Annotated in this window: 12 protein-coding genes and 2 pseudogenes; 3 read left to right on the forward strand and 11 right to left on the reverse strand. The window is 68.7% G+C overall.

Annotated elements, in window-relative coordinates:
* Window positions 1-210: 210 nt before the first annotated feature.
* Window positions 211-1,532 (reverse strand): annotated as a pseudogene (locus ACTOQ2_RS41800) (IS256 family transposase).
* Between the two features lie 823 nt (window positions 1,533-2,355).
* On the opposite strand from ACTOQ2_RS41800, the gene ACTOQ2_RS41805 reads away from it, so the two are divergent.
* Both ACTOQ2_RS41805 and ACTOQ2_RS41810 read left to right on the forward strand, forming a co-directional pair.
* Window positions 2,356-2,868: a hypothetical protein gene (locus ACTOQ2_RS41805; protein WP_440107255.1), complete on the forward strand. Its 513-nt coding sequence runs from the start codon at window positions 2,356-2,358 to the stop codon at window positions 2,866-2,868.
* Window positions 2,869-2,947: 79 nt separating this feature from the next.
* Window positions 2,948-3,649 carry a GOLPH3/VPS74 family protein gene (locus ACTOQ2_RS41810; RefSeq protein ID WP_440107257.1) on the forward strand — a complete coding sequence of 234 codons (702 nt, stop codon included), beginning with the start codon at window positions 2,948-2,950 and terminating at the stop codon, window positions 3,647-3,649.
* A 94-nt stretch (window positions 3,650-3,743) separates the two neighbouring features.
* Here ACTOQ2_RS41810 and ACTOQ2_RS41815 read toward each other — a convergent pair whose 3' ends face one another.
* The 3 genes and pseudogenes from ACTOQ2_RS41815 to ACTOQ2_RS41825 form a co-directional block, all read right to left on the reverse strand.
* Window positions 3,744-4,010: a CPBP family intramembrane glutamic endopeptidase gene (locus ACTOQ2_RS41815; RefSeq protein WP_440107308.1), complete on the reverse strand. Its 267-nt coding sequence runs from the start codon at window positions 4,008-4,010 to the stop codon at window positions 3,744-3,746.
* A gap of 150 nt (window positions 4,011-4,160) precedes the next feature.
* A complete protein-coding gene (locus ACTOQ2_RS41820) occupies window positions 4,161-6,320 on the reverse strand; it encodes an alpha/beta fold hydrolase (protein ID WP_440107259.1) in 2,160 nt (719 codons plus the stop codon).
* A gap of 347 nt (window positions 6,321-6,667) precedes the next feature.
* Window positions 6,668-7,095, reverse strand: a pseudogene (locus ACTOQ2_RS41825) (LLM class flavin-dependent oxidoreductase); the annotation flags it as partial.
* Between the two features lie 322 nt (window positions 7,096-7,417).
* Between ACTOQ2_RS41825 and ACTOQ2_RS41830 the strand changes: the two are divergent.
* Window positions 7,418-8,146: a MerR family transcriptional regulator gene (locus ACTOQ2_RS41830; RefSeq protein WP_440107261.1), complete on the forward strand. Its 729-nt coding sequence runs from the start codon at window positions 7,418-7,420 to the stop codon at window positions 8,144-8,146.
* Between the two features lie 7 nt (window positions 8,147-8,153).
* Here ACTOQ2_RS41830 and ACTOQ2_RS41835 read toward each other — a convergent pair whose 3' ends face one another.
* The 7 genes from ACTOQ2_RS41835 to ACTOQ2_RS41865 all read right to left on the reverse strand — a co-directional run bounded on the left by ACTOQ2_RS41835 (window position 8,154) and on the right by ACTOQ2_RS41865 (window position 13,270).
* The gene (locus ACTOQ2_RS41835) at window positions 8,154-8,807 is read right to left on the reverse strand and encodes a hypothetical protein (RefSeq protein ID WP_440107262.1); all 654 of its coding nucleotides are present in this window, start codon (window positions 8,805-8,807) and stop codon (window positions 8,154-8,156) included.
* A gap of 118 nt (window positions 8,808-8,925) precedes the next feature.
* Entirely contained in the window at window positions 8,926-9,066 is a 141-nt protein-coding gene (locus ACTOQ2_RS41840) for a hypothetical protein (RefSeq protein WP_440107264.1), read from the reverse strand.
* An 8-nt stretch (window positions 9,067-9,074) separates the two neighbouring features.
* Window positions 9,075-9,902 (reverse strand): alpha/beta fold hydrolase, encoded by an 828-nt coding sequence (locus ACTOQ2_RS41845; RefSeq protein WP_440107266.1) that lies wholly within the window; start codon window positions 9,900-9,902, stop codon window positions 9,075-9,077.
* Window positions 9,903-9,960: 58 nt separating this feature from the next.
* Window positions 9,961-11,568 carry an alpha/beta hydrolase gene (locus ACTOQ2_RS41850; protein WP_440107268.1) on the reverse strand — a complete coding sequence of 536 codons (1,608 nt, stop codon included), beginning with the start codon at window positions 11,566-11,568 and terminating at the stop codon, window positions 9,961-9,963.
* A 63-nt stretch (window positions 11,569-11,631) separates the two neighbouring features.
* Window positions 11,632-11,895, reverse strand: a complete 264-nt coding sequence (locus ACTOQ2_RS41855; protein ID WP_440107270.1) for a hypothetical protein — start codon at window positions 11,893-11,895, stop codon at window positions 11,632-11,634.
* Between the two features lie 154 nt (window positions 11,896-12,049).
* Complete coding sequence (locus tag ACTOQ2_RS41860; RefSeq protein ID WP_435293742.1) at window positions 12,050-12,946, reverse strand: DUF5996 family protein; 897 nt, start codon at window positions 12,944-12,946, stop codon at window positions 12,050-12,052.
* A gap of 3 nt (window positions 12,947-12,949) precedes the next feature.
* Complete coding sequence (locus ACTOQ2_RS41865) at window positions 12,950-13,270, reverse strand: alpha/beta fold hydrolase (protein WP_440107272.1); 321 nt, start codon at window positions 13,268-13,270, stop codon at window positions 12,950-12,952.
* Window positions 13,271-13,284: the final 14 nt, after the last annotated feature.

Genomic DNA, 13,284 nt, shown 5'->3' on the forward strand with positions numbered 1-13,284 from the left:
CCTCGCGCAGCTCGAAAGCATCGGCCCCCCCGAAACGGGCGAGCACCACGGCCTTCATCGGATCAGTCATATCGGTGTTCCTCATCGTGGTTCTGGTGCGTGACGCAACGGCAAGGTCGGCATCCATCCAGTGAAAACGGTGTGGTTACCACATAGTCCAGCCGTCGGCCGGTGAACGGGGGAGGATGTCCCGACGTTCGTGGAACTTGATCAGCGGTCCGACAGGCAGGCAATGTTCTCGTTGTAGCAGTTCGGGCTGGGATTCTGCGCCATGGCATGCCGATCGAGAGCGGTGCGGAGTCTGGGCAGGTGCATGTGTCCGTTGACGCGACGGAACTGTTTGGTCGCCTCGGCCATGCCGACCGCGCACCAGCGCAGCGCCATCGTGCCGTCCTTCCAGTTCTTGACGTTGACGGCGTGGTCGCGGCAGATCGAGATCATCGACTCGATGGGGTTGGTCGAGCGCAGGGTACGCGCCAGCATCGGCGGCACGTCCAGCCGCAAGATCGTGAGGGTCTCGTTCATGCCCTCCCGTAGTGAGGCCGCGGCTCCGGGGTGGGTCTTGTCCAACTCGGCGGCCAGGGCGGTGAGTGTGGCCTCGGCGGCCAGCGGGGTGTCGGCGTGGTAGGCGTCTCGCATGCGTTTCTCGGCGGCGGCGCGAAGTTTCAGCGGTAGCCGGTCGCGGACGTTTCGGATTTTGTGAAGCTGGCAGCGCTGGATCACCGGATGGTCGAAGACGTCCAGCACCGCGCGGCGCAGCGCTTTGGAGCCGTCCAGCACGACCAGGAGCGGCGTGGTGACATCGAGGCCGCGCTTACGCAGGCCGACGATGAGCTCGCGGGCCAAGGTGGCGTTCTCGGTGGAGCCCTCCACCAACGCGAGGGGGTGCAAGGTGGCCGTCGATGCCGATCCCGAGCGCCACGATGCAGGTGTGCTCGCCGAAGTGTACGCCGTCCAGCATCAGCGCGGCCAGCTGCAGCTCGGACAGATCGGCCGACATCATGTCCGAAAGGGCGCGTTCGGTGGCGGCGACGAACCGCCGTGAGATCGACGGTTTGGAGGTGCCGGTGGGCCTGCTCGATGCGGCCGCCGACCGGCTCCAGGCCGAGTGGGTAGCGGCGGGTGGATAGTTTGCCGAGCATCTTGCCCAGTGCCATCTCATCGAGGATTTCGGTGGAGGAGAACAGTTCATAGGAGGGGATGGCAACCTCGCCGGTGCCGTCGGCGGTGCGCACCCGTGGGCGCCGGATCGGTAGCCGGCGGCCTCCGAGCACTACCGATCCGGCGTCGCTGCCATGTCGTACCGCGGTCCGGCCGGGGTTGTGTCGGCCCCGCGGCCCGCAGAGGGCGGTGACGTCCTCGTCCAGGATCGCGAACATGACGGCCAGCCCGGATTGGACGGCCAGGGCGAGCAGGCCGTCCCGCATGGAGATGGCGATCTGGTCCATGGCCACGCTGACGGTCTGTGGAACAGCCATGTTTTCGGCAACGTGCCGGGCGGGTCGGCGCTTGTTCTGGTAGGTCTTGCTCACGGTCCCCGTCTCCATACTCGGAGTGATGTGGTAGTCGCTCGAGACCTACCATCAGGTAGGCCGCGAGGCGGGGACCGCCACATCAAGTTCTACGAGCTACGGGACAACCTCCGTGACCCGGTTCGCCCATCGCCGGATGGCGGCCCGGGCACTTTCCTTACTCACGAGTAGCCTGCTGAAATGCAGGCGTGCGTCTGGGCAACTGTCCCGCCGCGCTGGAGGCCGCGCGCAGAGCGGTCAGAACCGACGAGACGCTGAGCAGCAATCTGACGCTCCCGCCGCCGCCTCAAGGAGCTGAATCTTACCTGAACGGCCCTCCCGCACAGGCACTAGAGATTTCTACCGACGCGAACATTTCGCCGCGGGTGCGAATCTGACAGCGACGCGACGATCTCGGGGCCACCCCGATCACCCCTGGCGCCGACGCGTACGTCGGTGAGCTCACCGATCTGATCGCCGGCTCCCTGGCTGCCCCTGCTCGACGATCGGTCCTGAACCGGCGCGAGCTCGCTCGGCCGGGCAGCTGCACAACGGGCCGCCCGGAACCGTCGTAGTAGACACGGAAAGGCAACTTCGGCCCGGAGTCGTTGCGCGAGATCGACGCCCTGCCGACGCGGCGGTCGCGCTCGGCGACGCGTCCCAGCTCGACGTGCTGAGCCGAGCCGGCGCCCTCGCTCAACAGCACTGAGCCGGTGGCCCGAGGCGGACCCCGGCGGGGAACGCGCCCGATCCTCGGGAATGCCACGAACAGGGCGTTTGACTCTGTGCTGAGCACACGGTCTCTACTCGGTGGTGACGCATCTCCCCGCTCGAGGAGCCCGCCGTGAATCCCGTCGAAACGCTCGTTCAGAACTTCCGCGACCTCGTGGCCGAGGTGCCCGAACTGGTCCAGCCGTTCATCGTCATGCTGGCCGGCGCGATCCCGTTCATCGAAGGCGAGGGCGCATCGCCGATCGGAGTGGTCGGTGGGATCCATCCCGTGGTGGCCGCGGTTGCCGCAGCCGCGGGCAACTTCCTCTGCGTACTCGTCGTCGTGCTGATCAGCTCGCGGGCCCGCGCCGCCGCGGTCGCTCACGGACACCGGCCGAGCAGCCGCGAGGAGCGCCCCGAGTCCAAGGGGCGCCGGCGCTTCCGCCGTTACCTCGTGCGCTTCGGTGTGCCCGGAGCGAGCCTGCTCGGACCGCTGGCCGTGCCGACCCAGTTCACCGCGGCCATGCTCATCGCCTCGGGGACCTCGCGCTCCTGGGTGCTGCTGTGGCAGGCGATCGCGATCGTCTTTTGGACGACGTTGACCACCACCCTGGTCTGGGGTGTCGTCTCGTTCGTGGTGGCTTGACCTCCGGCTCCACCCTCCCCTGTCGACTGCATCGCGTTTCCCGGACTCGCGTCGCATTCCCCGTCGAAAGGATCACACGATGACACAGCGGCTCGACCCGCCGACCCTGGCCGAAGACCTTCTGTTACTCCTGTTCCAGCCGTTCTCCGGGCCGGAGGGCACCGGAGTCGTCGCCGGCGAGGAAACGCTTCCCTACGTTCTCGCCGGAGCGATGCTTGCGGATCTCAGCATCGGCCGGCACGTGCGAACCGTACCCGGATGGAGCGGGTCGACCCGGGTGGAAGCTGTCGCTGAGCGGCCACCGACGGACGACCTCCTGCGATCCACGTGGGACTACCTCGCCTCGAGGCCGCGAGGCGTCCAGGCGACGCTCGCCGTGATCGGACCGGCCCTGCGCCGCCCCTTGCTCGAACGTCTCATCGAGCGCAACGACATCCACCGATCAACCTGTGTCGAGACCGAAGCGCCCATAAGGGAGATGTTGACAGACGGCGAATCCGGGCGCCGGAGGAGCCTGCTCCGCGGCGTACGGGGCGTGCTGGTCGGCGAGGCGGAGCCGGAGCCCCGCCTCGCCGCGCTCGTGGCACTGCTGTCCGGAAGCGGGATGCTGCCGCAGTTCCATCCCGAGATCCCGCGGACCACCGCGACCATCGCCCGAGCCAAGCAACTCGAGCACGGCATCTGGGCAGCCGATGCCGCCGCCGGCGCGATCGCCCGCAGCTTCGCCGCGACCATCGTCAACAACGTGATACTCGCGGCGGCCGTGCTGCCCAAGCGATGAACGAGCTACACCCCTCGCTCCGGACCAGTGCGGCGCGACCGCTCGCGGAGCCAGACGAAGGCGAGCACGGCCAGATTCATGACGGCCAGAATGATCAGCGAAGGGCCACCGCCGGCGCCCTCGGTGCGGTCGACGACCAAGGGCCGCCATCGGCCATGAGCACGTTGACAGTCGTCGTCACCAAGTTGTTCGCCACGTGGAACGCCATCGCGGCCTCGAGGTCCCGAGTGATCAATCCCATGACGGCCGTGCATGCCGAGAGGAGCACGCAACAGGCGAAGAGCCAGGGATCGCCCGCTGCGCGCAGGACGGCGAACATGAGGCTGGAGACCACCAGTCCGGTGATGAACGCCGGGCGCACCGCGCGCAACCACGACCCCGCGGCCGGGAGCACCGAGCCCCCGGAACATGATCTCCTCGCCGGCCGACTGAAAGCGACTTCCACCAGGCCATCCCGATGTGTGTACCGAAGGGACGGGCGTTGTCGAAGGAGGCGATGTTGGCGTCGGGTTCACGATGCGTCGGTGCTTTTCGTTGCGGATCTCTGGCGTACGTGGCGGAAGGTGGCGCGCACCTCCGCAGCCAGCAGCTCGGGTTGTTCCCAGGCAGCGAAGTGTCCGCCCTTGGGCAGCTCGTTGTAGTGCACGAGGTTCGGGTAACGCTGCTCCACCCAGCGACGTGCGGCGAGATAGATGTCGCGAGGGAAGAGGCTGACGCCGACCGGCACCTCGACCTTCGGGTCGCGGTAGGTGCGGAAGCTCTCCCAGTAGATGCGAGCCGAGGAGGCGGCGGTGCCGGTCAGCCAGTACAACGTGATGTTGTCCAGCATCTCGTCGCGACTGAGCAGGTTTTCCGGATCGCCGTCGTGGTCCGTCCACTGCTCGTATTTCTCGTAGAGCCAGGCCGCCTGCCCCACCGGCGAGTCGGTGAGCGCGTACCCGATCGTCTGAGGGCTCTGAATCTGCTCGTGCTGATAGCCCGACTCGTGGGCCTGGAAGTCACGCCATCGTTGCAGGGCACGCTCCTCCTGCTCGTTCGTGGCTTCCTCGGTGCCGTAGGTGGGGAACATGTTGGAGTGGATGGCCCGGACGGCGGGCTCGCCGATGTTGCCCAGCGCGGTGGTGACCGCGTGCCCCCAGTCGCCGCCCTGCGCGCCGAAGCTGTCGTAGCCCAGCCGCCGCATCAGCTCGACCCAGGCGCACGCGATCCGCTTGGGTCCCCACCCGGTCTCGGTCGGCTTGCCGGACAGTCCGAAGCCGGGCATCGAGGGCAGGACCACGTGGAACGCGTCCCGGGGGTCGCCGCCGTGGGCCCGCGGGTCGGCCAGCATCGGTGCCACCTTCAGGAACTCGATGACCGAGCCGGGCCAGCCGTGGGTCATCACGAGCGGCATCGCCTCCGGTTCGGGCGACCGCAGGTGCAGGAAGTGGATGTCGAGTCCGTCGATGCGCGTCGTCGACGGGTTGAGCGCGTTCAGCCGGGCCTCGCAGGCCCGCCAGTCGTAGCCGTCCCGCCAGTAGTCGCACAGTGCTCGCAGCCTGTGCAGCGGCACGCCCTGGCTCCAGTCCTCCACCGGTTCGGGATCGGGCCATCGCGTACGGAAAAGCCGCTCGCGCAAATCGTCGAGCGCGGCCTCGGCGAAGACAAAGGGCGATGGTCGAACGGCTTTGCTCTCGGCCTCGGCCAGATACGCCGCGAGATCGTCGTACCCGTAGTGGAGCGCAAGTTGCCGGGGTGTGTGACCGGTGTGCGAGGTGAGGTCGAGGCGGGCGCCCGCCTCGACCAGGGCCTGTGCTGCCTCCCGGTGCCCGTGCCACACCGCGTCGTGCAAGGCGGTAAAGCCGTTGTAGGCACCCTGGGCGTCGATCTCGAGCGTCGGCGTACCGCTGGGGCCGCGCGTCGTCAGCGCCCGGATGACGCCGGCGTGCCCGGCGAAGGCGGCCTCATGGCCCGGCGTCGCGCCCATCAGCCCGTTGAGCCGGCGCGGATCCGCACCGGCCTCGCGCAGCACGCGGACGATGCCGGTGTGCCCGTCGCGAGCGGCGATCCCGAGCGGTGTGTAGTCGTCGTCATGATCGCCGACGGCCGGCAGTCGCTCGTCGAGGGCCGCACCGGCCCCGATGAGCCGTCTCACCGCAGTGAGGTCGCCGGCCTGTACCGCCGCCATCAGCGCCAGCGACCGGATCCGGTCGGCGTCGGCCGCCATCCGCGCGTGCAGGAGACCGGCGATGACCTCGGAGCCGTCGCGCAACGCCAGGTCGAGCGCCGTCTCCTGCCAGTGGTTGCGCACAGAGGTACGGGCTCCGCGGGCCAGCAACAGCCGGACCGCCGCCTCGTGCTTGTACTGCACCGCGTCCATCAGCGGCGTGTGACCGAGCCGGGGCGACTGCTGGTCAACAAAGGCGCCATGGTCGAGGAGCAGGCCGATGACGCCGTCGTCACCGGCCTGCGCCGCCTTGTGCAACGCCGTGGCGCCCATGCGCGGCTCGACCATCAACACATCCGCGCCGGCCTCCAGCAGCCGCTCCACCAGGCGTGATCGACCGAGCCCGGAGGCGACCATCAGTGGTGTGAGGCCACCGGCGCCGCGGCGGTGCGGGTCCGCGCCCGACTCGAGCAGTTCCACCACCGCCGCCACGTCGTTGGAACGGATCGCGGCTTCCAGTGTCATACCGGCTCCTTCCATGAACGTCTCCCCGTATGCGACACCCTGTTCCAGGAACCGGGTCAAGCGGCCGGCCCGCCGCGCCCGTCGGGCGCTCTCGCCTTGAACGTATTCCTGAAACACAGGTGGCACTGGGAGGCTTCTGCAGCACGACAGGGAAAGATCACATGATCGTGGAGTTTCTGCACCCGGACGGATCGCTTCGGCAGTCCGACTACTCGCCGGTCGCTGTCGCGACCGGATCCCGGCTGATCCTGCCGGCTCCCCGGACTCCAAGCCCGCCGCACCGGATCTGGCCGGTTAGGTCGCTGCCGCGCTGCATAACATCGTCATCGGTGTCCGAAGCGCGGGAGGAGACGTCGGCGAAGCGCGTAATTCTCGATCGCCAGGGGATGCCGGCCCGGATGTCCTTGCCGAACCAGGGGTGGACCGGCCCGGTGTTGCCGCGGCCCATCATGAGGTCGACGCGGCCGCCGGACAGGTGCTGCAGCATCGCGTAGTCCTCGGCGATCTTCACCGGATCGTTGGTAGTGATCAGCGTGGTGGCCGTGCTCAACAGCAGTTTCTCGGTCCGGGCGGCGATCCAGCCGAGCATCGTGGTCGGCGAGGACGGCACGAAGGGCACATTGTGATGCTCGCCAGTGGCGAACACATCGAGGCCCACCTCCTCGGCCTTCAGCGCGATGGTCACCATGGCCTGGATGCGCTCGTGCTCGGTCGGGGTCCGGCCCGTCGTGAGGTCCGGAGTGACGTCACCCACGGTGAAAATGCCGAACTGCATCACGAGTCTCCTTCGAACCAGGCCGCCTCATTTGTCGACCGGCCGGAGCCGGTGGGCTTCGGCGCGACGACTCCGGCCAGCGGGACTGCGCCGATGCCGGCGGTGTTCCCCCGTCAGAAACCGTGTGCTGGCCACACAGTCAACGTCATCGCACAGCCGTGTCCCAAGGACCCTGGTGGAGCCCCCACTGGAGTCGAGTAGTACCGGGTGCCGGCAGCCGACAAACGCCGGATCGGTCGCGGCATTGTCGCGATCATCCTCCTGCCGCGTACCTTTCGTGGGCAGGCCTGTCAGCAGGCGAATGACCGAGAAGGAGATCGACGTGGCTTGGAGCACGAGCGAGCTCGCGACACTCGCGGGCACCACGGTGAACACGATCCGGCACTACCATCGTCTGGGCCTGCTCGAGGAGCCCGATCGCCGCTACAACGGATACAAGCAGTACGAAACACTAGATCTCGTACGCTTGCTGCGCATCCGCCGGCTGGCCGAGCTGGGCGTGCCCCTGTCTCGGATCGAAGAGCTGAGCACGGGCTCCCCCGAGGCGCTGCACCAGGTCGACGTCGACCACGCGGCCGCCATCGAACGGCTGGAGAAGGCCCGGCAGGGCATCGCGGCCATTCTGAGCGAGAACGCGCCGCCCGACACGCCGCCGGGCTTCGAGCCCGTCGCCGGCCGCCTGTCCAAGGCCGACCGCTCGCTCATCCACATATACACGCAGGTCTTCGACGACCAGGCCCTGGCCGACGTGCGGCAAGCGGTGGAGAACGACAACGACGACGCCGTCAGCGCCGACTTCGACGCGCTGCCCGCCGACGCCGACGAGGGGACGCGGCAGAACCTCGCCGAGAAGTACGCACCGTCCCTGGTCCGTACCCTTCGTAACTATCCCTGGATGGACAACGACGCGATGGCCCACGTGTCGAAGGGGAAGTCCGTCACGCGGCAGACGTTCATCGACGCGTTGCGGGAACTCCACAACGAGGCCCAGCTCGACGTCATCCACCGCGCCAAAGAGCTGGCCCGCCGGCAGTTGCGGGCGGAAGGCTGACCCGCCGTCAGTCCGCCACCGCGTCCAGCCACCGGTTGTACCGCAGGCGCAGGGCACGCTCGGTGCTGCCCACCGTCGCGCTGATCACGAGCGCGATGTTGAGCCAGGCCGACGCGTCGATCGGCGACTCGAAGACACCGAACCGCTCGGCCAGCGGCGGGAACCGGGAGATCGACTCGACGGTCTGCAGAAGGCCGAGGATCAGCGGCACGAGGATCAGGACGAGGGAGATCACGCCGATCCAGCGGCTGAGCAACGGACGCTCGCGGTCGAGCCGGGCGCGGCGCCCCTCGGCCGAGCGCGGATCCGGCACGAGTTGCTGCTCGGTCCCGTCGTCGGCGACGAAGTGGCACCGCCGGAGGCCGAAAGCCGACGTCTCCACCTCGATCGCGCCGCCTTCGATCGGGAAGACGGCAGGGAGCCTCGCCCGCTCGAAGTGCCGGCCGTCGCGATACAGGTGGGCTTCGGTGTCGAGGTTCTCGTTGCTCTTCATGTGGTTCACGTCGACCGCGTATTCCGCCGGCCGGCCCGCACCGGCGTCCGCGGGAAGATAGAGCAGGGACCGGGACAGAGGCTGCCACCAACGGAATCGCTTCAGCGCGTGCCCGTCCCCGAGTTTGAGGCGCTGGATGGCTCGGCGCCGCCGCCATTCGTCGAACACCCGATCATCAAAAACTATGTTCCAGGGACACAGTCAAGCATGACCGACCCCTGCGCGTACGCACCGACGCGCAAGGTGGCACCGGGTCAAGGGCGGTTGCGGACTTCTCGAGCGGGCGTCATCCGCTGCCGGCCAGTAATGCCAGCAGCGCCCGCTGCTGCGGCGGGCCGAGGTCGAGCTCCGTCTCGCCGTGAAAACCCCGCACCGGGCCGAGCACCAGAAAGCGCAGTCCGAGCGGAACCTGCGGCTCCGGTGCCATCGTCGGCCTCAGCGGCTCCAAGAGCCCCCGCCCCGTTCGGCCTCCGCGAGGACCCCGGCCAGCTCCGCCGGGCGGGACAGGAAGGCGGAGTGGGAGCTGTCCAGCGTGACCACCCCCGTCGCCGCGACGGAAGCGGCGTCGATGACCCGCACCAGGCGGCGCTGCAGGACCTCCGGGATCGCGTTGTCCTTGGCACAAACGATGTACGAGTGTGGGACCGCGCCGAAGCGCTCCCGGGTCACCGTCACCTTCTCGGCGGCGAACTGCGCGGGCGCGTCGTTGCTGAGCAAGGCGATGGCCGCCTCGGCCGTCGACACGTCGACGTCGCCGTAGAACAGCTCCCGGATCTCATCCCGGAGGGCAGGGTTCGCCGGGTCGAGACGCAGCGCGCCGACCACCGCGGGGTCGGCGACCAGCACCCGGTCAAAGGAGTGGTAACTCGCGGCGAGTTCGGCCACGGACGCGGTGACAGGGACGTACGCGCTGAGATAGACGAGGTGGGCGAACAACTCGGGAGCGAGCTCGGCGGCGGCGGTCGCGATCACGCCACCGAGGCTGTGCGCGACGACGACGCCGGGCTCGCCGTTCCCGGCCAGCCGGATCTGGTCGACGAGCGCCTCGGCGGCATCGCGCACGCTGACGCCGGCGACCGGCGAGAGCTCGGTGGCCAGGGCCGCCGGATCGAAGGGCCGCGCCGAGCGGGCGAACGGCGGCCGGCCGTTCAAGCCGTGCCCCGCGAGGTCCACCCCGACCGACGGTATGCCACGAGCGGCCAGGTGGGGCGTGACCGACGCCCAGCACCAACTGCCGTGCCACGCGCCGTGAACGAGAATCATCGGTCGCATGCTGCCCACCCTGAGTTCGCCATCAACACAACACCGCCTTTCCGCCGGCTCAGACCGAACATTCGGGCATCGGCTCCGGCAGCTTGAGATCGATCAGATAGTCGGCGGCGATCTTGTCGACACACGTGTTGGCCCCGCCGGAGACAACCGTGTGCCCCTCACCCTTCACGGTCAGCAAAGCGCTGCCGAGGGTCTCGGCGAGTTTGACGCCGCCTGCGTGCGGGGTTGTCGGGTCACCGGTGATCGAGATGACGAGCGTCTTCGGAAGGCCTTGAATGTTCTGGGCGTACGGAATGCCGAGAGTCGGCGGCGCCGACCAGAACTCGCATCCGTCCCGGGCGCCCCGCCCGACGTCGCCGCCCGGGCTCATGAAGGGGGCGACCTCGAACGCCCGGGCGCGCAACTGGGCGACGTCCTGCGGGGTGAGGCGCCGCTCGTCCATGCAGTTGATCGCGAAGAGGGCCTCGGTCACGTTGCCGTTCACCGCGTTGTCGGCCGCACCGCCGCCGAGGTCCTGCACCAGACGCATCAGACTGTCGCCGCGCCCCTGCCGCACCTCGTTCAGGCCGCGCACGACGGTGGGCCACAGCGTCGGGCTGTACAGTCCCGCCATCACACCGCCGACGGCCCCGTCGAAGTCGAGTTCCTGGCCCAGCGCGGGCACGGGCTTGTCCCGCAGCGGCTGCATGAGCGCCTGGAATCTCGAGGTCCAGGCCTTCGGGTCGGTCCCCAGCGGACACGAGGCGTCCTTGGCGCAGGTGGCCGCCATCACCTCGAACGCTCGCTGGAACCCGCCGTAGGCGGCGAGTCGCCGCTCGATCGTGCCCAGCCCCGGATCGAACGCGCCGTCGAGGATCATCGCCCGCACCCGCTGCGGGAACTGCTCGGCGTAGACCGAGCCGAGCCGGGTGCCGTAGCTCTGGCCGAGCAGGGTCAGCTTCTCGTCGCCCAGAACGGCTCGCAGAACGTCCATGTCGCGAGCGGTCGTGCGGGTGCCCATCGAAGCGAGCCCCTTCGCGCCCCCGGATCCCTCGGCGCAGCGGTCGAACACCGCGCGGGTGTCCTCCTCCGTCAGATCGACGGTCAAGGTCAACGTGGGGAACACCTTGTCCCCCCGCGTCGTGCCTTTCTCCGAATAGCAGTCGGCAGCCGGCTTGGTGGCACCGACACCGCGCGGGTCGAAGCCGACGATGTCGAAGGCTTCGGAGATGCGGCTCTTGGCCAGCCCCCGGCTCACGGCCAGCCCGCCCAACACGCCGGAGCCGCCCGGGCCGCCCGGGTTGAAGACCACCGAGCCCTTCGACTCCCCCCGCGCCTTGACGCGCAGGACCGCGACGGACGCGGTGGCGCCCTTCGGGTCGTCGTAGTCCAGCGGAACCGACAACCGTGCGCACTGGGCCTTGGGGTCCGCGAGAATCTCCGCTTCCCGTTTGCTGGTGGCGAACTCGGCGCAGCCTGACCAGTCCAGCTTCTGAGAATAGAATTTCGTCAGGTCAGCCGCTGACGAACCGGCGGCCGGCGTGGGTTGCTCATTCTCTGTCGGCGTGCAGCCCATGGCTGAAATCGCGCAGATCAGAAGTACGAGACCAGAGAGGCCGGAGCGGCGGAATACCCGGGCTCGCCGCGCGAAGAGCTGGTCAATCTTCGTTCTGGGCACAGTGCGGACTCCCTTTAGTCCCCGCAAGCCAAAACCATGTTCCCGCCACCGGGTCAAGCCGGACTACTCCGCTGCCGTCCGTACTCGCCGGGCGGCCCCGAAGGCATGTTCCTGGACAGCGGAGACGATGGCCTCCTCGCCCTGCGCGTTCTTCAGCGTCAGGCCGCGGTTGCGCCAGTCCTGCACCTCCGAGGCGATCGGCTGGGTCTGGAAAGCGTTGACGTAGCGGATGTCGTAGAGGTCGGGGTCGGCCTCGTCCTGCCTGTCCCGGCTGACGACCTTGGCGGCCGGATTGTCGTAGGCGCCGCCGATCTGGTAATCGAACACCGCGTTCGGGGTGGGCGGCGAGACCGCCCCTGCGCTCCGTCTACACATTCGTCGACAACGGCAGCGCTCCGGCCCAGCCCGGCAGCGACGGCGGCGGGCAAGGCTCGGCGGCCGGCGTCGCGTCCCCTGAGCCCCCGTCCAGGGGACGCGACGGTCACGCCTCCACGGCCGAGCGGTCCCAGGCGGCCAGGTCGGCGGCGGCACCGTAGGTTGCGCGGAGGAAGTCGAGGAGTGTCGCGTCGGGATCGGCTGACTCGGCCACCTTCTCGTACGGAAGCACACACTCCTGCAGGGTCTTGTCGAAGTACGCCTCCGTGCGCTCCCGGTAGCCCGGCGGTTCCGGATACGCGTACGCGTAGAAGGCGCCTTCCTCACCGCCGCCCGGCCAGAAACCGAAGCTGGCCAGCTCGTGCGAGTAGCCCTCGTGCATGACCCACGGCGGGCAGTTGGGCACGCCGCCCGGGTGTTGCGGGGCGACCCGACCGGAGAAGCGGGTGTATGCCAGATCCATCGCACCCCAGAAGAAGTGCACCGGGCTGGCCTTTCCCACGAACTCGGAGCGGAAGCGGCTCATCACCCGCTCGGCCTGCAGCAGCTGCCGCCAGAACAGTCGTGCGGCTTCCCCGTCGTACGAGCAGTTCCGGTCGTTCTCGGCGAAGGGGATCGCGAGCTCGACCTCGTTGGGCACGGGGTGGATGCTGGGCTTCAGGCCGAGCGCGGCCAGCGCCTCGAGCGTCTCGCCGTAGAACGTCGCGACGGGCTTCGGTTCGAGAACCACATCGCGCGAGCCGCCGTCGCTGGTGCGCACGCGCAGCCGCTCGTCGACGAAGTCGAACTCGATGTCGAAGACGCCCTTGTCGTACGGCACGGCCGAGGTGGTCAGGCCGCGGGCCGTGGGATAGAGCGTGACGTGCCACCAGTGGTTGGCCGACGGCGTGTACGCCATCCGGATCTTGCCGACAATCTGGGTCCACATGTGCAGGGTGTCGCGGGTCTCGGTCCAGTCGGCCACGCGCAGCCGGGGCCACAAGTTGGTGATCGTTTTCTCCACGGTTCAGCCGATCGATCGGGTGGCATCGAGGACGATCTCGGCGACCGCGACCGGCTCCGACACGGGAATGGCGTGCGACGCGCCGGCGAGTTCGACGGCGGCGTTGGAGACGACCGCCCCGCCGTACGAGTGGCCGACGAGCTCGACCGGCCTGTCGATCGTGCTCAGGATGCTGGAGACGACGGCGGCGTCCCCGGACAGGCCGCGCAACGGATTGGGCGCGGCGATGACCGGGTAGCGGTCGTCGAGCAGGCGCTGGATGACACCGCCCCAGCTTGCGGACTCGGCGAACGCGCCGTGCACCAGAACGACGGTGGGTTTCACTTCAGTTCCTTTCA

Source organism: Streptosporangium sp. H16 (assembly GCF_051918855.1).
In the GTDB taxonomy this organism is placed as follows: Bacteria; Actinomycetota; Actinomycetes; order Streptosporangiales; family Streptosporangiaceae; genus Streptosporangium.

Excerpts from the sequence above, each read along its gene's own strand:
- ACTOQ2_RS41810 (WP_440107257.1), top strand. The coding sequence starts at position 2,948 with ATGACACAGCGGCTCGACCCGCCGACCCTGGCCGAAGACCTTCTGTTA.
- ACTOQ2_RS41820 (WP_440107259.1), bottom strand. The coding sequence starts at position 6,320 with ATGACACTGGAAGCCGCGATCCGTTCCAACGACGTGGCGGCGGTGGTG.
- ACTOQ2_RS41840 (WP_440107264.1), bottom strand. The coding sequence starts at position 9,066 with ATGGCACCGGAGCCGCAGGTTCCGCTCGGACTGCGCTTTCTGGTGCTC.
- ACTOQ2_RS41845 (WP_440107266.1), bottom strand. The coding sequence starts at position 9,902 with ATGATTCTCGTTCACGGCGCGTGGCACGGCAGTTGGTGCTGGGCGTCG.